Source organism: Rhizobacter sp. P2_H3 (genome assembly GCF_056403355.1).
The window spans coordinates 1-17675 of sequence record NZ_JBFUFQ010000028.1 but is presented as its reverse complement, the minus strand read 5'-3'; the positions used below and the strand labels follow the sequence as shown (position 1 = coordinate 17675).

Sequence of the window (17675 nt, the reverse complement as noted above, 5' to 3'; positions counted from 1 at the left end):
TGGACATGAATGATGCTATCAAGAGGCGGATTTCGTCGGTGAGGTGGAGTGAATTTCCGCAGCCTTCATGGAACAAGTCAGGGAGTATTGAGTGTGCTCTCAATGATTTGGTTGATGGTCTTTCATCTGCATATGATGATTTAATGGGTTCTATTTGCAACAATCACGCTGGAACATATTATCCTGTGCTTCTGGGGGTGATTCCATTCCTTGCCGATGTGATAGTTTGTGGTGGCGAAAATTCGCAACGACTGGCCCTTTGTTTTGTTGATGATTTGTTTGCCTCCTTTCATCCGGAGGCGGGCTATGAAAAGATTTCTCTCGATGATAAGGGTATGCAAGACGTTGAGGTGGTGTTTTGCCGGTGGATTGGAGATCTAAGGCCTGAACTGGAGCGAATTTCAAGAGGTGGCGAGAGAAACTCTGTGCTGGCTGACAGCATTCTGGAGGTTATGAATTCAAGGAATTAGTCGGCCTTGCAAGATTCAAGGAACCCGCATGATTGCTGACGTTCCGGGGTAAGGGAGGGTACCGGATCCTCCAGGAAGCGTTGTCTGCGCAATTGATTTATTGGGGGATTTGACGAATGAGCACACCGGACTTATTCCGCGCCCGGCCGGACGAGATGGTCGACGCGATTTGGAGGGATATCGCATCCAGATGACATCGATGTGCTCGTCGCGACGGCGAACTGCCACGACGCACTGTGTCTGATCAACCGGTCGGTCCGGGGCCTGATGTGAATAACGTTGCGAAGCGCAACGACTTTCCGGGGACAAAGAAATGGCCATGGCGCTGGCGATGTCGAATGAATTTACGGCAACGCTCGTCTTCGATGGGCGGAGTTTAGATTTTGCGCTTGACGTGGATTCGTCGATCGAGGCAACAAGGACTCGAGTCGAACGAGGGCAGTCGTCAAGTGATATTTATCTTGAGGCTCATATATGTGTGCGGCGAAGCGAGGCGGATCCGACGACCCGCCTTTTTATTTCGGAACAAGATGCTGGTGAATTTGGATTTCTTTTGTCGCGATTTTTGAACCTGATTGATGCGGCGGGAATGGGTTTCCTGGATTTCGTCGATGGCAAGTCCCTGTCGGAATTAATCAGAGAAAAGTCATCCCTCGCTTACTCCACGGACCGTGTAGCCCTGGTGCAATCGCAAGTGCGGCTGCTGCGCATGATCAAGAGCCGGGGTGGGGCAAGCCGGGCTGGCGCGGCGGGCCGCGGTGGTTCCTTGAGTTCAAATGCAACAAACTCGTCAACACAGCCGTGACCGAGAGCGGATCGAATCCTCCGCTGGTCAAGGGGCGATTGGCCACTGCGGGAGAGATTGCTGATCCGAACACGCAGATCGACAACTGGCAGGTGGTCACCGGGCCGATGGAGCCTGGTGATGTGATCGCGATTGGCCACGCTGGGGAAGGCTATACCGGGCACACGGGGCTCTATGTCGGCAATGGCAAGGTCGCGTCCGCCAGCGACATCACGGGTCGTGTGGAACTCAACAATTGGGGGTTGCGTCCAGGCCAAACTCCAACAATTCGGAGGTGCGTCTGTGCGCAATAGTCAGGCTAGGAACTGGCTGTCGGCAACTCTTGTGGTTGGTTCTTCGGCATTTTTTGGGGCATGGCTCGGCACATTGCTTGGAGCTCTGGTCAATCACTTCAGCTATCGAGAGGTGTCTGTGGAGATCGACTTCCCATTGAGTGTCTTCTTTTCGGTCGGGATCGTGCAGCAAGTTGTCTTCTCGATGCTGCTCTACGCTCCAGCGCTGGTGATCTGTTGCCTGCTGCTGCGCCACATACCGCTGCTAGCGGTTGCATGGTTGTCAGGCCTGCACTTCTTGTTATCCGTCTTCGCCGGAAGCTCAAGGTGGTTTGCCACCTCAACTGGCTTGATCGGCATCTGGCAATACGTGGCGATCTCTTCATTTCCCGTCGCAATTTGCTTCATCGTTTGGGCTCGCCGAAGAAAGCGCATGCACGCTGGAGCCTGATCATTCAGGTGAGTTGCACGCTACCCGCTGGGCGATGCGCTGCGGGATGTGCGCTACGACGAGGCGAGCCGCATCGTGAGCTTCACGCACCTGAGCGCGGACGGCACGACACAGCCGGCGCTGGACCAGGCGTTGGGCTACGACGAGAACAGTCGGCTGACCAGCATCACGACGAACGCCGCGAGCTGGGGCATCACGTACGACGCGAACGGCAATCGCACGGGCCTGAGCCTGAACGGCAGCCCGAGCGCGTACAGCGTGGAGGCGACGAGCAACCGGACGACGAGCATCACGAACCCGGCGCGCAGCCTCGTATTCGACAGCGCCGGCAACACGCTCAGCGACAGCGCGGCCGATGGCTCAGGCTACACGGCCACCTATAACCTGCGCGGCCAGCTCGCGACGATCACCAAGAACGGCGTGACGACGAGCTACACCTACAACGCGGCCGGGCAGCGGGTGCGCAAGGTGAGCAGCAGGGGGCCGCAGGTCGACCGCCACAACCAGGTGCGCTGGCCCGGCCGGCGGACTTCTTCGGGACGACTGCACCAGAGGCCAACCCGAGCGGCCCTGGGGTTTTCCCTTGGAACCAGGTTTCTGCATATTCTCTGCATCATTCGTCCAGACACTCGATCCTCTCCACAACCACCAGGGAGCAGATCGATGTCACCGAACGAACGACCCGACCCGGAGCGTCGCGGACCCTCCGGGCTGACGACACTGGAGCTGGCTGAATTGCTCCCGCCGCTGGAGCCGCTCCCGCTTCCGCCGCCTGAAGCGATGCGCCCCCCGCAGACGCTGTGGCGCGAGGTTCCCCGGCTGCTCTTCTGCATCACCGTCGGCGTCATCTCGGTGATGCACATCAGCTTCTTCATGACACAGGCCGAAGAACCCGTCAGCACGATCCGTTGCGTGGACATCGTCCGCAACGCCGTCATCTTCGCCGGCATCGGGCTGCTGTGCGCCGTGGCCGGCGCCGCGCTGCTGTCGAGGCTGAAGCAGCTGCTGCGCAAGCGCCGCGTCGATCAGGTCACCGGCGCCGGGTTGAACAGCACCAGCGCGTTGTGAAGCTTCCAGCGCTCCGCCCAGGTCTTCGTGCGGCCGCTCGCCACCTCGAGCATCAGGTGGAACAGTTCCCAGCCCACGTCTTCGATCGTCGCGTCGCCGTCGGCAATGCGTCCGGCGTTCACATCCATCAGGTCATGCCAGCGCCGCGCCAGGTCGCTGCGCGTCGCCACCTTGATCACCGGGCACTCGGCCAGGCCGTACGGCGTGCCGCGGCCGGTCGTGAAGATGTGCAGGTTCATGCCGGCCGCCAGCTGCAGCGTGCCGCAGATGAAATCGCTGGCCGGCGTGGCCGCGTAGGTGAGGCCCTTGGTCGCGAGCTTCTCGCCCGGTGACAGCACGCCGGTGATCGGCGCACTGCCGCTCTTGACGATCGAGCCCATCGCCTTCTCGACGATGTTCGACAGCCCGCCCTTCTTGTTGCCCGGCGTCGTGTTCGCACTGCGATCGACGCGGCCCTTCTGCAGGTAGGCGTCGTACCAGGCCATCTCGCGCACCATCGCCTCGGCGATCTCGGGCGTCGCGGCGCGCGCGGTGAGCTGTGCGATGCCGTCGCGCACCTCGGTGGTCTCCGAGAACATCACGCTGGCACCGGCACGCACCAGCAGGTCGGTCGCGAAGCCGACCGCCGGGTTCGCGGTGACGCCGCTGAACGCATCGCTGCCGCCGCACTGCACGCCCACCACCAGGTCGCTGGCCGGGCAGGTCTCGCGGCGGCGGCGGTTCAACCGCTCCAGGTGCGTGCGCGCCGTCGCCATGATCGAGTCGATCATCGACATGAAGCCCACGTGCGCCTCCGCCTGCAGGCAGACCACGTCGAGCGCCTCGGCTGTCGTCGAGTCTCCGCCGCGCTCGTCGCGGATCGCGATCGTGCCCGGCGGCAGCAGCCGCTCGGGCTGCAGCTTCTCGCAGCCCAGGCTCACCACCATCACCTCGCCGCCGAAGTTCGGGTTCAGGCTGATGTTGCGCAGCGTGCGGATCGGAATGATGGCGTCGGGCGCGTCGATCGCGACGCCGCAGCCATAGGTGTGCTCCAGCCCGACCACGTCGTCGACGTTCGGGTAGCGCGGCAGCAGCTCGGCCTTGATGCGCTGCACCGCGAAATCGACGACGCCGGCCACGCACTGCACCGTCGTCGTGATCGCGAGGATGTTGCGCGTGCCCACCGAGCCGTCGGCGTTGCGGAAGCCCTCGAAGGTGTGGCCCTCGAGCGCCGGCATCGGCGGCGCAGCGCGCGTGGCCATCGGCAGGCCGGTCAGCTCGCGCGCCTCGGGCATCTGCAGCAGCCGCTCGTGCACCCAGCTGCCGGCCGGGATGTCCTTGGCCGCGAGACCGATGCTCACGTGGTAGCGCAGCACCGGCGTGCCGGCCGGCAGGTCGACCAGCGCCACCTTGTGGCCCTGCGGCACCGCATCGCGCAGCACCAGGCCGCTGTCCAGCACGGTGCCGGCGGGCAGCCCGCCATCGTTGGCCACGATCGCGACGTTGTCGAGATCGTGCATCCTGATCGTCAGGGGCTTCTTCGGGTCGGCCATGCTGCTCACCTGTTGCGCAACGTCACGGTTTGACGTTGCCGTCCTTCACGATCTTCGCCCACTTCACCAGTTCAGCGTGGCCGAAGGTCGCGAACTGCTCCGGCGTGTTGGGGCTGTATTGCAGGCCCAGCCCTTCCATCTTCGCCTTCACCTCGGGGATCGCGATGATTTTCGCGACTTCGGCGTTCATGCGCTTGACGATCGCCGGCGGCGTGCCGGCCGGCGCGTAGAAGGCCTGCCAGCTGGCCACGTCGAAGCCGGGCACGCCGGCCTCCTGCAGCGTCGGCACGTCGGGCATCGCGATGCTGCGCTTGGCCGAGGTCACGGCCAGCGCGCGCACCTTGCCGCTCTGCACGAAGGGCAGCGCCACCGTCACCGTCTCGAAGCTCATCGGGATCTGGTTGCCGATCACGTCCTGGATGGCCGGCGCACTGCCCTTGTACGGCACGTGCGTCAGCTCGGCGCCGGTCAGCAGCTTGAAGGTCTCGCCCGACATGTGCTGCGAGCTGCCCTGGCCGGACGACGCGAAGGCGATGTCGCCCGGCTTGGCCTTGGCCGCCGCGATCAGCTCCTTGACGCTCTTGTACGGCGCCTCGGTGCCGACCAGCAGCACGTTGGAGATGCTGCCCAGCAGGATCACCGGCGCGAAGTCCTTGGCCGCGTCGTACGGCATCTTCGGCTGCAGCACCGGGTTGATCGCGTGGCTCGCGATCGTGCCGAGCAGGAAGGTGTAGCCGTCGGGTGCCGACTTGGCGACCGAGTCGGCGCCGATCACGCCGCCGGCACCGGCCTTGTTCTCGACCAGCACGGTCTGCTTCAGCGCGACCTGCAGCTTGTCGGCCAGCAGGCGCGCGAGGATGTCCGAGGTGCCGCCGGCCGCGAACGGCACGACGATGCGCACCGGCTTCTCAGGCCAGGCCGGCGCGGCGTGCGCGCCGAAGCTGGTGCCTGCGGCGGCCACGGCCGCCAGCGCGAGAAGGGTTCGGCGAATGATCATGGGATGTCTCCTGAAGGGTCTTTGAAAGAGAGGCCTCGTGGCGCCGATCAGCGCAGCACCACGCCGGGCAGCCACAGCGAGAACGCCGGCACGTAGGTCACCAGCATCAGCGCGGCGATCAGTGCGCCGTAGAACGGCCAGATGGTCTTCATCACGGTGCCCACCGAGACACCGCCGATCGCGCAGCCGACGAACTGCGTCGTGCCCACCGGCGGCGTGTTCAGCCCGAGCGCGCAGTTGATCAGCATCACCATGCCGAACTGGATCTCGCTCATGCCGTAGTGCTGGCAGATCGGCAGGAAGATCGGCGTGCACACCAGGATGGTGGCAGCCATGTCGAGGAAGGTGCCGAGCAGGAACAGGATGATGTTGACCAGCAGGAAGATCACCCACGGGCTCGACGTCACCGCCGACAGCGCCTGGCCGGTCAGCGTCGGCACCTCGTACAGGCTGATGATGTAGCCGAACGCGGCCGAGATGCCGATCAGCAGCAGCACGACACCGGTGGTCTTCACCGCCTTGGCGGCCGCCTTCAGGAACTGCTCCCACTTCAGCGAGCGGTACACCACCACGCTCAGGATCAGCGCGTACAGCACCGCGACGGCGGCCGATTCGGTCGCGGTGAACACGCCCGACAGGATGCCGCCCAGGATCAGCACGACGACGAACAGCCCCGGCAGCGAGGCCGCGAAGGTGCGCGCCACGATCTGCCAGCCCGGGAAGGTGCCGGCGGGGTAGCCGCGCTTCACCGCCACCAGGTAGGCCGCCGCCAGGTTGCACAGCGTCAGCACCAGCGCCGGGATCAGGCCGGCGAGGATCAGCTTCGCGATCGACACCTTGCCGCCCGCGGCCAGCGTGTAGATGATCATGTTGTGGCTGGTGGGCATCAGCGCGCCGACCAGCGCCGCATGGGTCGTCACGTTGACCGCGTAGTCGGCGTGGTAGCCCTGCTTCTTCATCATCGGGATCATCACCGCGCCCATCGCCGAGACGTCGGCCACCGGCGAGCCGGAGACGCCGCCGAACAGCGTGCAGGCGATCACGTTCGACATGCCGAGCCCGCCGCGGATGTGGCCGACCGCCGCGTTCGCGAAGTTGACGATCTTGTCGGCGATGCCGCCGTACAGCATCAGCTCGCCGGCGAAGATGAAGAACGGGATCGCGAGGAACGAGAACACGTTCATGCCCGAGGTCATCTGCTGGAAGATGACCGCCATCGGCAGCCCTTCGTACAGGATGGTCGCGAGCGCCGACAGCCCGATCGAGAACGCCACCGGGACGCCGAGGATCAGCAGCCCGAAGAAGGTGACGCAGAGAATTGTCAGTGCCATGCCGGCTCCACTTCCACGCCGCGCAGCAGCGCGACGATGTGTTCGATCGAGAAAAGGATGATCAGGATGCCGGCCGCGACCAGCGGCACGTAGCGCCAGGATTCGGAGATGCCCAGCGTCGGGATCATGTAGTCGCGCACCGAGCCGAACATCAGCGCGCAGTTCCACGCCATCAGGCCGCCGAACAGCATCGTCAGCAGGTGGATCAGGATCTCGGTCGGCAGCTTCGCCTTCTCGGGCAGCAGGAAGCCGAGCAGTTCCATGCCGATGTGGCCGGCGTCGCGCACGCCGACGGCGCAGCCGAGCATGGTCACGTAGAGCACCAGCACCAGCGCCAGGCTCTCGGCCCAGGTGGGCGTGCTGTTGAGCACGTAGCGGCCGAACACCTGGTACAGCACCGCCGCGAGCAGCAGCACCAGGCCCGCCACGCCGAGCCGCAGGCAGGCCTTGGCGATGGCCGCGCAGAATTTCGTGTACATCGGGGTTCCTTCACCGCGGCGGCGCAGGCCGCCGCGGTGGGTCAGTGAGTGATCAGCAGAGCGCGGGAATTACTTCGTGTCCTGGATGCGCTTGACCAGGTCGCGCAGCTTCGGGTCGGCCAGGAACTTGTCGTACACCGGCTTCATCGCAGCCTGGAACGAGGCCTTGTCGACCTCGATGATCTGCGCGCCGGCGGCCTTCACGGTGGCCAGCGACTTCTCCTCGCGCTCGTCCCACAGCTTGCGCATGAACGGCACCGATTCCTTCGCGGCCTGGCGGATCGCCTTCTGGTCCTCCGGGCTCAGGCCGTCGAACACGCGCTTGGAGAACAGCAGCACCTCGGGCGCCATCGAGTGCTCGGTCTTCGAGTAGTACTTGGCGACCTCGAACTGGCGCGAGCTCTCGTACGACGGGTAGTTGTTCTCGGCGCCGTCGACCAGGCCGGTCTTCAGTGCGGTGTAGACCTCGCCGAACGGCATCGGCGTCGCGTTCGCGCCCATCGCCTCGAGCAGCGCGACCCACAGGTCGGATTGCTGCACGCGGATCTTCAGGCCCTTCGCGTCGGCCAGCGTCTTGATCGGCTTCTTCACCGTGTACATCGAGCGCGCGCCGCTGTCGTAGTAGGCCAGGCCGATGAAACCCTGCGCCTCGCAGCTCTTCAGGATCTCCTCGCCGATCGGGCCGTCCAGCACCGCGCGCATGTGTTCCTTCGAGCGGAACAGGAACGGCATCGTCGGCACCACGGTGGCCGGGCAGATGTTGTTCATCGGCGCGATGTTCACGCGCGTCATCGGGATCGCGCCGATCTTGGTCTGCTCGATGGTGTCCTTCTCGGCACCGAGCGAGCCGTTGTTGAACACCTTGATGCTGTGCTTGCCGTTGGTCAGCTTCGACAGCGTCTGGCCCATCTGCTTGACGGCCAGCACGGTCGGGTAGTCGTCGGGGTGGATGTCGGTCGAGCGGAACTCGGTGGCCTGCGCCGTGCCGAGGGTGGCCAGCGCGATCGCGGCGGCCAGGGTGCGGATTCTGTTTGTCATGGTCTTGTCTCCGGGGTGGATGGGGCTAGCGAAATCGTCAGCGGATCAGAAAGCGAAGGCAGCCTCGGGCAGGCCGGCCACGCCGGGCTCGGTGACGAAGACCGAGCCGTCGCTTGCGTCGTCGGCCGCGCTCGGCAGCCGGATCGAGGTGATGAACAGGTGGCGCAGCTGCGGACCACCGAAGGCGCACATCGACGGCTTGGGCACCGGCACCGGCAGCGACCGGTCGAGCCGGCCGTCGGGCGTGAAGCGGTGCACCAGGCCGGCGTCGTTGGCGCAGATCCAGTAGCCGCCGTCGGCATCGACCGCGGCACCGTCGGGCCGGCCCGGGTGGCGGTTCATGTCGACGAACTCGCGGCGGTCGGTGGGCGTGCCGTCGGCGTCCAGGTCGAAGGCCCAGATGCGGCGCACGCTCGGGTGCGAGTCCGACAGGTACATCACCTCGCCGCGCGGGCTGAACGCCAGGCCGTTGCCGGTGATGAGCCCCGAGACCAGCGGCGCCGAGAGCCCGTTCGCATCGAGCCGGAACAGCGCGCCGGACGGCGATGCGAGCGACATGTCGCGCACCATCGTGCTGGACCAGAAACGGCCCTGGCGGTCGCAGCGGCCGTCGTTGAAGCGCATGCCGTCGCGCGGGTGGGTGATGCTGCGCAGGCGCGTCGACGTCAGGCCCGCGGCCGACAGGCGCAGGTGGAACACGCCGCTCTCCATCGCCGCCACCAGCCCGCCCTGCGCATGCAGCGCGATGCAGGCCACGCGCTCGGCGCAGGCCCAGCTCTCGACGCGGCGCGTGGCCCAGTCGAAGCGGCGCACCTGGCGGCCCTCGATGTCGACCCAGTACAGCGCCTGCTCGGCCACCGACCACAGCGGGCTTTCGCCCACCTGGTCGCGCGATGCGTCGAGCTTGTCCATCGGCAGCGCGACGCTCATTCGAACGGGCCGGTGCGCACGAAGGCGCCGCCCTGGTACAGCACGGCCGGATCGTTGTAGTCGAGCGGGGCCTGGCGGGCTTCGACCGCGGCGCGGAACGGCTCGGAGCTGTCCTGCGGCACGTAGCCGAGGTGCTTCGCCTTGGTGTTGTCCCACCACTGCGTGCGGTTGTCCGACATGCCGTAGACCACGCTGTAGCCGACCAGCGGCGCCGTCAGGCACGACACCACCAGCCGCTCCAGGTCGTCGAAGCTCATCCAGGTGGCGAGCATCCGGCGGTCCTTCGGCTCGGCGAACGACGAGCCGATGCGCAGGCAGGCGGTCTCGATGCCGTAGCGGTCGAAGTAGAAGCGCGCGAGGTTCTCGCCGAAGGCCTTGCTGACACCGTACAGGCCGTCCGGGCGCGGCAGCGCATTCGTGTCGAGCACCTCGTCCTGGYGGTAGAAGCCGGTCACGTGGTTGGAACTTGCGAACAGCACGCGCTTCACGCCGTGCTTGCGCGCCGCTTCATACAGGTTGTAGGTGCCGACGATGTTGGCCTGCAGGATCGGATCGAACGCCGCCTCGACCGAGACGCCGCCCAGGTGCACGACGGCATCGACGCCCGCCAGCAGCCCGTGCACCGCGGCGGCATCCTGCAGCGGCACCTGGCTGACTTCTTCGCCGGCGGCCGCCGCGCCCAGGTCGGCGAGATCAGACAGGCGCAGCACGTCGCAATAGGCTTTCAGGCGTGGCCGCAGTACGCGGCCGAGGCCGCCGGCAGCGCCGGTCAGCAGCAGGCGCTTGAAGCGCAGGGACGTGGTGGAGGTCGGCGGGGTCGTCATCGAGAGAGTCTTTCACGGCCGACCGCGGGTCACGCTGTCGGCAACAGGTACGTCATCAGTTGTCGTACAACAGGCCGAATGATTGGTGACGGGCAGGGGGCTTGTCAAGCTGGCGGGATGAGGGTAATCCCGAGGCTTGTGCGCCGCGCCGGGCTGCCAAACGGTGTCGTCAACGACGTACATTGTTGTACGACGACGGGCCGCCTTTGTCGATCCGCGGAAGCCCCGCAGTCCGGGGCGCCGCCTGTCGTACATTGAAAGCCCTTTCAACGACCCCGTCATGAGCCGTTCGATGCACGTTCCGTCTTCTCCCGCTGCGACCGATCTGCCGCGCCGCCGTCCGCGCAGCCTGGCCATCGGCCTGGTCGAGACGCTGAGCGCGCGCATCCGCGACAACGTGATGCGATCGGGCGACAAGCTGCCCACCGAGGCCGCGATCATGGATGAGTTCGGCGTCAGCCGCACCGTGGTGCGCGAGGCGCTGTCGAAGCTGCAGGCCGGCGGGATGGTCGAGACGCGGCACGGCGTGGGCACCTTCGTCGTCGGTACGGGCGGCACGCAGAATTTCCGCATCGATCCCGAGCAGATCGCCACCGCCCGCGAAGTGATCGCGGTGCTCGACCTGCGCATCGGGCTCGAGGCCGAGGCGGCGGGTCTCGCGGCGGTGCGCCGCACCGATGCCAACATCGAGGTGATGCGCGGCGCGCTGGCCGCGTTCTCGGCGGCCATCGAGCACGACGGCGACGCGATCGCGCCCGATTTCCAGCTCCACATGGAGATCGCCCGCGCGACGCAGAACGTGCACTTCGTCGAGCTGATGACCTACCTCGGCACGATGATCATCCCGCGCGCACGCCTCAATACCGCGAAGGTGGCCGGCGAGGGCCGGCGCGAGTACCTGCAGCGCGTCAACGTCGAACACGAGAGCATCGTCAATGCGATCGCCGGGCGCGACCCCGAGGCGGCCCGCGCCGCGATGCGCACGCACCTGGCCAACAGCCGCGAGCGCCTGCGCCGCGCTGATGACGGCCCCCCAGTCGCTTCGCTCCTGCCCCCGAGGGGCGCCACCCCTGGGCCCGGCGGAGCCGGATCCCGGGGCGTTGCTTGATCAGCGCAGCTGTGTAGTGGGTTGCGACAGCCTCTCTTGTGCCTCCACAAATGATGTTGTACGATGACTGACAACTAGACCCGACCGCCCAACTTCATTGGAGACGCGCATGTCACCCCAGGAACTCAAAACCACCATCTCGTCCGGCCTGCTGTCCTTCCCGGTGACGGACTTCGACGCGCAGGGCAACTTCCAGCCGTCGACCTATGCGAAGCGGCTCGAATGGCTGGCCCCGTATGGYGCGACCGCGCTGTTCGCTGCCGGCGGCACCGGCGAGTTCTTCTCGCTGGTGGGCGAGGAATACGGCCAGGTCATCAAGGTGGCGGTCGACACCTGCAAGCACAGCGTGCCCATCATTGCCGGCGTCGGCGGCCCGACCCGCCAGGCGATCGCGATGGCGAAGCAGGCCGAGGCGCTGGGCGCCAAGGGCCTGCTGCTGCTGCCGCACTACCTGACCGAGGCCGGCCAGCAAGGGCTGGTCGCGCACGTCGAGGCGGTGTGCAAGTCGGTGAAGATCGGCGTGATCGTCTACAACCGCGCGGTGTGCAAGCTCAGCGCGGCGAGCCTGCAGCAGCTGGCCGACCGCTGCCCGAACCTGGTGGGCTTCAAGGACGGCGTCGGCGAGATCGAGGCGATGGTGACGGTGCGCCAGAAGCTCGGCGACCGCTTCGCGTACCTGGGCGGGCTGCCGACGGCCGAGGTCTATGCCGCGGCCTACAAGGCGCTCGGCGTGCCGGTGTATTCGTCGGCGGTATTCAACTTCGTGCCGAAGACCGCGATGGAGTTCTACCGCGCCGTCGCGGCCGACGACCGCGCGACGCAGAGCCGCCTGATCGACGACTTCTTCCTGCCGTACCTCGACATCCGCAACCGTCAGGCCGGCTACGCGGTCAGCATCATCAAGGCCGGCGCGACGCTGGTCGGCCACCCGGCCGGCCCGGTGCGCCCGCCGCTGACGGACCTGACCGGTGAAGAAGTCGAGATGTTGTCGGCCTTGATCAAGCGCCTCGGGCCGCAGTAAGGATTCGCCGCGGGCCGGCCGAGCGCCGGGCCGCCCCAAGCCGGCCGGCATCCCCTCGGGGGATCGGCCGATGTACTCATTGGACGAGGGGCAGACATGTCTGAGCATCTGAATTACATCAACGGCGCCTGGGTCGCCGGTTCGCGCTTCGTGCCGAACATCAACCCGTCGGATCTCGCCGACACCGTCGGCCTGTTCGCGAGCGCGACGGCCGAGCAGGTCGACGAGGCGGTGAAGGCCGCGCGCGCTGCCGCACCGGCCTGGGCGCTCTTCAACGTGCAGGCCCGCGCCGACGCGCTCGACCGCATCGGCAACGAGATCCTGGCGCGCCGCGAAGAGCTCGGCACGCTGCTCGCACGCGAGGAAGGCAAGACGAAGCCGGAAGGCATCGGCGAGGCCGCCCGCGCCGGCAACATCTTCAAGTTCTTTGCCGGCGAATGCCTGCGCACGCCGGGCGAGCTGCTGCCGTCGGTGCGGCCGAACATCGGCATCGAGATCACGCGCGAGCCGGTCGGCGTGGTCGGCATCATCAGCCCGTGGAATTTCCCGATCGCGATCCCGGCCTGGAAGATCGCGCCGGCGCTCGCGTTCGGCAACTGCGTGGTGTTCAAGCCCGCCGACCTGGTGCCGGGCTCGGCCTGGGCGCTGGCCGAGATCATCACGCGCGCCGGCCTGCCGGCCGGCGTGTTCAACCTGGTGATGGGCGCCGGCCGCGAGGTCGGGCAGGCGATCGTCGACCACCCGGGCATCGATGCGATCAGCTTCACCGGCTCGCAGAACGTGGGCAGGCAGGTCGCGCAGGCCGCGGTCGCGCGCGGCGCGAAGGTGCAGCTGGAGATGGGCGGCAAGAACCCGCAGGTGGTGCTCGACGACGCCGACCTGAAGCAGGCGGTGGAGCTGTGCGCGCAGAGCGCGTTCTTCTCGACCGGCCAGCGCTGCACGGCCTCGAGCCGGCTGATCGTCACTGCCGGCATCCACGACCGTTTCGTCGAGGCGCTGGCCGAGCGCGTGCGCGGCCTGAAGGTCGGGCATGCGCTGGGCGCCGGCATCGACATCGGCCCGGTGGTCTCGAAGGCGCAGCTCGAGCAGGACGAGCGCTACATCGAGCTCGGCCAGGCCGAAGGCGCGCGCCTGCTGGCGGGCGGCCAGCGCGTGAAGGCCGAGACCGAGGGCTTCTTCCTCGCGCCGGCGCTGTTCATCGACTCGACGCAGCGCATGACGATCAACCGCGAGGAGATCTTCGGCCCGGTGGCCTCGGTGATCCGCGTGAAGGACTACGACGAGGCGCTGGCCGTCACCAACGACACGCCGTTCGGCCTGTCGGCCGGCATCGCGACCAGCTCGCTGAAGTACGCGACGCACTTCAAGCGCCACGCGCAGGCCGGCATGGTGATGGTCAACCTGCCGACCGCCGGCGTCGACTACCACGTGCCGTTCGGCGGCCGCAAGGGTTCGAGCTACGGCCCGCGCGAGCAGGGCAGCTACGCCCGCGAGTTCTACACGACGGTGAAGACGGCCTACACCGGCGTCTGATCGGACCAGGAGCATGCGCACCGGGAGGTGATGCATGTCCTCTTGCCGGCGCCTCTTGCGGCGTCGACATCCCCGCAAGCTCGGTGCCTTCGCACCGCGCAGGATGCGTGGAGGTCGTGATGGAGTTGCTCAGATTGGTGCAATCCCAGGTTCGCCTGGGGGCCCCGCTGCCGTGGGGCGTGCGGGACGAGGCCGGCGTGCTGCTGCTGGCCAMGGGCCACGTGTTCGTCGACGGCGGCCAGATGCAGGCCCTGCTGCGGCGCGGCGCTTACGTCGACCTGGAAGAGGTGAAGGCCGCGGCCCGCGCGGCGCAGCCCCGGGAAGCGCGCCCCGCCAACCTGTTTGACCTGTGGGAGAAGACGCTGTGGCGGCTCGACCGGCTGCTGAAGAGCCTGGCCGAGCCGGGCTTTCCGGCGCGCATCGACGAGTTCGCGGGCAGCCTGGTTGCGTTGATCGAGCGCGATCCCGACATCGGCATCTTCCTGTCGGTGCGCAAGGACCGGCCGCGCATGCTGCTGTACGGGCTGACGCATTCGCTGCACACCGCGCTGCTGTGCTGCCTGATGGCGCGCCGCCTCGGCTGGAGTGCCGCGCGCACGCTCAGCATCGTGAAGGCCGCGTTGACGATGAATGTCGCGATGCTGGAGCTGCAGGGGCGGCTGGCCGCGCAGGGCGTGCCGGCGATGCCGCCGCAGCTGGAGAAGGTGGCACTGCACCCGCAGCAGGCGGTCGAGCTGCTGCAGGCGACCGGTGTCGACGATGCCGAGTGGCTGCAGGCGGTGGCCGAGCACCATGAGCGCCCGGGCGGCGGCGGCTACCCGCTCGGGCACGCGCAACCGTGCGAGATGGCGCGCGCGCTGCGCCTGGCCGATGTCTTCATGGCGCGCATCACGCCGCGCATCAGCCGGCCGGCGATCAGCACGCAGGATGCGGCGCGCCAGCTGTTCCAGGATGACGGCGGCGGCCCGCTGTCGATGGCCATCGTCAAGGAGCTGGGCATCTACCCGCCGGGCGACTTCGTGCAGCTGAAGAGCGGCGAGCAGGCGGTGGTGGTGCGGCGCGGCGACAGTGCGAGCACGCCGATCGCCGCCAGCATCACCGACCGCCGCGGCATGCCGGTCACGCAGACGACGCGGCGCGACACCGCGTGCCAGGAATTCGCGATCGTCGCGGCGCTGCCCGACAAGTCGCTCGCGGCGCGCATGCTGCCGGAGCGGCTGTACGGGCTGCCGGCCTGATCAGGCCTTCCTGCCCTGGTTCGCGACGGCGGCGGCAGCAGCGGCGGCCGCCGCGGCATCGCCCAGGTAGTAGCTCTTGATCGGCTTCAGGTTCTCGTCGAGTTCATAGACGAGCGGGATGCCGTTCGGGATGTTGACGCCGACGATGTCGGCATCGGCGATGCCGTCGAGGTACTTCACGAGCGCGCGGATGCTGTTGCCGTGCGCGGCGATCACGATGCGCTTGCCCGCCTTGATGGCCGGGGCGACGCTGTCGTTCCAGAACGGCAGCACGCGGGCGACGGTGTCCTTCAGGCATTCGGTCAGCGGCACGTCCTCGGGCCGCAGCTTCGCGTAGCGGATGTCCTGGCGCTGGCCACGCGGATCGTTCGCGTCGAGCGCCGGCGGCGGCGTGTCGTAGCTGCGGCGCCAGATCAGCACCTGCTCGTCGCCGTACTGCCTGGCCATGTCGGCCTTGTTGAGCCCCTGCAGCGCGCCGTAGTGGCGCTCGTTCAGGCGCCAGCTGTGCACCACCGGCAGCCAGGTGCGGTCCATCTGGTCGAGCGCGTGCCACAGCGTCCAGACCGCGCGCTTGAGCACCGAGGTGTAGGCCACGTCGAAGTCGTAGCCCTCGGCCTTCAGCAGCCGGCCGGCCTGCCTGGCCTGCTCGACCCCGGTGGGCGTCAGCTCGACGTCGGTCCAGCCGGTGAAGCGGTTTTCCAGGTTCCAGGTCGATTCGCCGTGGCGGATCAGCACGAGTTTGTACATGGCAGGCAGTGGTTGTGGGGCGGGCGGGGTGCGACCCCGGGAGGTAGAGCGGCGAATTCTATAATTCCGCCCTTTGCCTCCAACCCTGGGCTTCGCAGTGAAATTCCTTCTCGACAACTGGTATCTGTTCGCGGTGGCCCTGGTGTCCGGCGGCCTGCTGCTGTGGCCCTCGCTGCGGCGCGGCGCGCAGGGCAGTGCGCTGAGCACCGCCGATGCGGTGCACCTCATCAACCGCGAGAAGGCGGTGCTGATCGACGTGAGCGAGGCCGCCGAGTTCGCCGCCGGCCACCCCGCCGGCGCGAAGAACGTGCCGCTGGCACAGATCGAGACCTCGAACGCGCTGCCGAAGAACAAGGCCTTGCCCCTCGTGGTGGTGTGCGCGAGCGGCGCACGCGCGACGCGCGCGATCGGTATCCTTCGCAAGGCAGGCTACGAGAACGCCCGCGTGCTGGCCGGCGGCCTGAAGGCGTGGCGCGAAGCGAACCTGCCGGTCGAGAAATCGGCCTGAGGATTCAGGGGCACGCACCGTGCGGGCCCGTCGTTGGAGCGAAGCGATGCAAGCCGTGAAGATGTACACCTCGATGGTGTGCCCCTACTGCCACCGCGCCAAGCAGCTGCTGAAGTCGCGCGGCGTCGACCAGATCGACGAAGTGCGCGTCGACCTGCAGCCGGGCCTGCGCGACGAGATGATCGAGCGCACCGGGCGCCGCACCGTGCCGCAGATCTTCATCGGCAGCACGCACGTCGGCGGCTGCGACGACCTGGTCGCGCTCGACCAGCGCGGCGGCCTGCTGCCGCTGCTGTCTGGCTCGGCCGCCTGACACACCAGGCGTTTCAATTCGCCCCTGGCGCCTCGGACATAATCCGCGCCGCAGCCCGCGCATCCCGTCTGCGGGCTTTTTTCACTCGTCTTCGTCAATCGCGAGATCACCATGTCCGACGACACCCAAACCCCCGTGTTCCAGATCCAGCGCCTGTACCTGAAGGACCTGTCGCTCGAACAGCCGAACTCGCCGCAGATCCTGCTGGAGCAGACGCAGCCCCAGGTCGACATCAACCTCGGCCTGGCTGCCGAGCCGGTCGCCGACGGCATCTACGAGGTGAGCGTCACCGCCACCGTCACGACCCGCGTCAGCGACAAGACGCTGTTCCTGGTCGAGGCCAAGCAGGCCGGCATCTTCGAGATCCGCAACATCCCCGAAGACCAGCTGCAGCCGATCATCGGCATCGCCTGCCCGCAGATCATCTACCCGTACCTGCGCGCCGTCGTCTCCGACATCTGCACGCGCGCCGGCTTCCCGCCGGTGCTGCTGGCCGAAGTGAACTTCCAGGCGATGTTCGAGGCGCAGCAACAGCAGGCCGCGAACGGCGCTGCCGCGCCCGCCATCAACTGACGCACGGGTTGCCGCGGTGAAGCTCACCGTCCTCGGGGCCGGCGCGTGGGGCACGGCGGTGGCCGTGAGCACCTCAACGCGCCATGACACCCGCCTGTGGGTGCGTGATCCGCAGCAGTGCGCGCGCCTGCAGGCGCGCGGCGAGAACCACCGCTACCTGCCCGGCGTCGCGCTGCCGCCGGGGCTGGTGGTGTCGTCCGATTTCGACAGCTGCGTCGAGCATGCACGCGGCGGGCTGATCATCATCGCGACGCCGATGGCGTCGCTGTCCGAGGTGCTGCGGCGCCTGCCCGCCGATGCGAGCGGCGTGATGTGGTTGTGCAAGGGCTTCCAGGACAGCACCGGCTGGCTCGGTCACGAGGTCGCACGCGCGGTGCGGCCGACCGACGGCCGCGTCGGCGTGCTGTCGGGGCCGACCTTCGCGCTCGAGGTCGCGC

19 protein-coding genes and 1 pseudogene are annotated in these 17675 nt (G+C 67.2%); 12 read left to right on the top strand and 8 right to left on the bottom strand.

What is annotated here, in order from left to right; genetic code table 11:
• Positions 1 to 5: 5 nt before the first annotated feature.
• The 4 genes from AC1D1T_RS08210 to AC1D1T_RS08195 all read left to right on the top strand — a co-directional run bounded on the left by AC1D1T_RS08210 (position 6) and on the right by AC1D1T_RS08195 (position 3066).
• Positions 6 to 470, top strand: a complete 465-nt coding sequence (locus AC1D1T_RS08210) for a hypothetical protein (RefSeq protein WP_477828279.1) — start codon at positions 6 to 8, stop codon at positions 468 to 470.
• Positions 471 to 783: 313 nt separating this feature from the next.
• Positions 784 to 1275 carry a hypothetical protein gene (locus AC1D1T_RS08205; RefSeq protein WP_477991747.1) on the top strand — a complete coding sequence of 164 codons (492 nt, stop codon included), beginning with the start codon at positions 784 to 786 and terminating at the stop codon, positions 1273 to 1275.
• Between the two features lie 282 nt (positions 1276 to 1557).
• On the top strand, positions 1558 to 1998 hold the full coding sequence (locus AC1D1T_RS08200) for a hypothetical protein (protein ID WP_477829108.1): 441 nt from the start codon (positions 1558 to 1560) through the stop codon (positions 1996 to 1998).
• Positions 1999 to 2046: 48 nt separating this feature from the next.
• Positions 2047 to 3066 carry a hypothetical protein gene (locus tag AC1D1T_RS08195; protein WP_477991746.1) on the top strand — a complete coding sequence of 340 codons (1020 nt, stop codon included), beginning with the start codon at positions 2047 to 2049 and terminating at the stop codon, positions 3064 to 3066.
• On the opposite strand, the gene garD is transcribed toward AC1D1T_RS08195, so the two are convergent.
• The 7 genes from garD to AC1D1T_RS08160 form a co-directional block, all read right to left on the bottom strand.
• On the bottom strand, positions 3024 to 4598 hold the full coding sequence (garD, locus tag AC1D1T_RS08190; protein ID WP_477991745.1) for a galactarate dehydratase: 1575 nt from the start codon (positions 4596 to 4598) through the stop codon (positions 3024 to 3026). The two genes, AC1D1T_RS08195 and garD, sit on opposite strands and share 43 nt — an antisense overlap.
• Positions 4599 to 4620: 22 nt before the next feature.
• Positions 4621 to 5595, bottom strand: a complete 975-nt coding sequence (locus tag AC1D1T_RS08185) for a tripartite tricarboxylate transporter substrate binding protein (RefSeq protein ID WP_477991744.1) — start codon at positions 5593 to 5595, stop codon at positions 4621 to 4623.
• Between the two features lie 47 nt (positions 5596 to 5642).
• On the bottom strand, positions 5643 to 6926 hold the full coding sequence (locus tag AC1D1T_RS08180) for a TRAP transporter large permease (protein WP_047590519.1): 1284 nt from the start codon (positions 6924 to 6926) through the stop codon (positions 5643 to 5645).
• Complete coding sequence (locus tag AC1D1T_RS08175) at positions 6917 to 7405, bottom strand: TRAP transporter small permease (protein ID WP_047499699.1); 489 nt, start codon at positions 7403 to 7405, stop codon at positions 6917 to 6919. The genes AC1D1T_RS08180 and AC1D1T_RS08175 overlap by 10 nt, the downstream gene beginning before the upstream one ends.
• Positions 7406 to 7474: 69 nt before the next feature.
• Entirely contained in the window at positions 7475 to 8443 is a 969-nt protein-coding gene (locus tag AC1D1T_RS08170) for a TRAP transporter substrate-binding protein (protein WP_047499701.1), read from the bottom strand.
• A 45-nt stretch (positions 8444 to 8488) separates the two neighbouring features.
• Positions 8489 to 9373: an SMP-30/gluconolactonase/LRE family protein gene (locus AC1D1T_RS08165; protein WP_477825746.1), complete on the bottom strand. Its 885-nt coding sequence runs from the start codon at positions 9371 to 9373 to the stop codon at positions 8489 to 8491.
• Entirely contained in the window at positions 9370 to 10197 is an 828-nt protein-coding gene (locus tag AC1D1T_RS08160; RefSeq protein WP_477991743.1) for an NAD-dependent epimerase/dehydratase family protein, read from the bottom strand. The genes AC1D1T_RS08165 and AC1D1T_RS08160 overlap by 4 nt, the downstream gene beginning before the upstream one ends.
• Before the next feature lie 280 nt (positions 10198 to 10477).
• Here AC1D1T_RS08160 and AC1D1T_RS08155 point away from each other — a divergent pair, with 280 nt between their 5' ends.
• The 4 genes from AC1D1T_RS08155 to AC1D1T_RS08140 all read left to right on the top strand — a co-directional run bounded on the left by AC1D1T_RS08155 (position 10478) and on the right by AC1D1T_RS08140 (position 15097).
• Positions 10478 to 11305 (top strand): FadR/GntR family transcriptional regulator, encoded by an 828-nt coding sequence (locus AC1D1T_RS08155; protein WP_465114125.1) that lies wholly within the window; start codon positions 10478 to 10480, stop codon positions 11303 to 11305.
• Between the two features lie 109 nt (positions 11306 to 11414).
• Complete coding sequence (gene kdgD, locus AC1D1T_RS08150; protein ID WP_465114124.1) at positions 11415 to 12326, top strand: 5-dehydro-4-deoxyglucarate dehydratase; 912 nt, start codon at positions 11415 to 11417, stop codon at positions 12324 to 12326.
• A 96-nt stretch (positions 12327 to 12422) separates the two neighbouring features.
• Positions 12423 to 13859: an aldehyde dehydrogenase family protein gene (locus AC1D1T_RS08145; protein WP_477825749.1), complete on the top strand. Its 1437-nt coding sequence runs from the start codon at positions 12423 to 12425 to the stop codon at positions 13857 to 13859.
• A 119-nt stretch (positions 13860 to 13978) separates the two neighbouring features.
• Positions 13979 to 15097 (top strand): HD-GYP domain-containing protein, encoded by a 1119-nt coding sequence (locus tag AC1D1T_RS08140; protein ID WP_477991742.1) that lies wholly within the window; start codon positions 13979 to 13981, stop codon positions 15095 to 15097.
• Here the strand turns inward: AC1D1T_RS08140 and gpmA are convergent, their stop codons facing one another.
• On the bottom strand, positions 15098 to 15844 hold the full coding sequence (gpmA, locus tag AC1D1T_RS08135) for a 2,3-diphosphoglycerate-dependent phosphoglycerate mutase (RefSeq protein WP_477991741.1): 747 nt from the start codon (positions 15842 to 15844) through the stop codon (positions 15098 to 15100).
• A gap of 97 nt (positions 15845 to 15941) precedes the next feature.
• Between gpmA and AC1D1T_RS08130 the strand changes: the two genes are divergently transcribed.
• The 4 genes and pseudogenes from AC1D1T_RS08130 to AC1D1T_RS08115 form a co-directional block, all read left to right on the top strand.
• Positions 15942 to 16352 (top strand): rhodanese-like domain-containing protein, encoded by a 411-nt coding sequence (locus AC1D1T_RS08130; RefSeq protein WP_047499715.1) that lies wholly within the window; start codon positions 15942 to 15944, stop codon positions 16350 to 16352.
• A 46-nt stretch (positions 16353 to 16398) separates the two neighbouring features.
• Positions 16399 to 16665: a glutaredoxin 3 gene (gene grxC / locus AC1D1T_RS08125; RefSeq protein WP_477828456.1), complete on the top strand. Its 267-nt coding sequence runs from the start codon at positions 16399 to 16401 to the stop codon at positions 16663 to 16665.
• Positions 16666 to 16776: 111 nt separating this feature from the next.
• A complete protein-coding gene (secB, locus tag AC1D1T_RS08120) occupies positions 16777 to 17238 on the top strand; it encodes a protein-export chaperone SecB (RefSeq protein WP_047499719.1) in 462 nt (153 codons plus the stop codon).
• A 16-nt stretch (positions 17239 to 17254) separates the two neighbouring features.
• Positions 17255 to 17675 (top strand): annotated as a pseudogene (locus AC1D1T_RS08115) (NAD(P)H-dependent glycerol-3-phosphate dehydrogenase); the annotation flags it as partial.

Excerpts from the sequence above, each read along its gene's own strand:
- garD (WP_477991745.1), bottom strand. The coding sequence starts at position 4,598 with ATGGCCGACCCGAAGAAGCCCCTGACGATCAGGATGCACGATCTCGAC.
- secB (WP_047499719.1), top strand. The coding sequence starts at position 16,777 with ATGTCCGACGACACCCAAACCCCCGTGTTCCAGATCCAGCGCCTGTAC.
- AC1D1T_RS08205 (WP_477991747.1), top strand. The coding sequence starts at position 784 with ATGGCCATGGCGCTGGCGATGTCGAATGAATTTACGGCAACGCTCGTC.
- AC1D1T_RS08145 (WP_477825749.1), top strand. The coding sequence starts at position 12,423 with ATGTCTGAGCATCTGAATTACATCAACGGCGCCTGGGTCGCCGGTTCG.
- AC1D1T_RS08175 (WP_047499699.1), bottom strand. The coding sequence starts at position 7,405 with ATGTACACGAAATTCTGCGCGGCCATCGCCAAGGCCTGCCTGCGGCTC.
- AC1D1T_RS08210 (WP_477828279.1), top strand. The coding sequence starts at position 6 with ATGAATGATGCTATCAAGAGGCGGATTTCGTCGGTGAGGTGGAGTGAA.
- grxC (WP_477828456.1), top strand. The coding sequence starts at position 16,399 with ATGCAAGCCGTGAAGATGTACACCTCGATGGTGTGCCCCTACTGCCAC.
- gpmA (WP_477991741.1), bottom strand. The coding sequence starts at position 15,844 with ATGTACAAACTCGTGCTGATCCGCCACGGCGAATCGACCTGGAACCTG.
- AC1D1T_RS08185 (WP_477991744.1), bottom strand. The coding sequence starts at position 5,595 with ATGATCATTCGCCGAACCCTTCTCGCGCTGGCGGCCGTGGCCGCCGCA.
- AC1D1T_RS08170 (WP_047499701.1), bottom strand. The coding sequence starts at position 8,443 with ATGACAAACAGAATCCGCACCCTGGCCGCCGCGATCGCGCTGGCCACC.
- AC1D1T_RS08155 (WP_465114125.1), top strand. The coding sequence starts at position 10,478 with ATGAGCCGTTCGATGCACGTTCCGTCTTCTCCCGCTGCGACCGATCTG.
- AC1D1T_RS08165 (WP_477825746.1), bottom strand. The coding sequence starts at position 9,373 with ATGAGCGTCGCGCTGCCGATGGACAAGCTCGACGCATCGCGCGACCAG.
- AC1D1T_RS08180 (WP_047590519.1), bottom strand. The coding sequence starts at position 6,926 with ATGGCACTGACAATTCTCTGCGTCACCTTCTTCGGGCTGCTGATCCTC.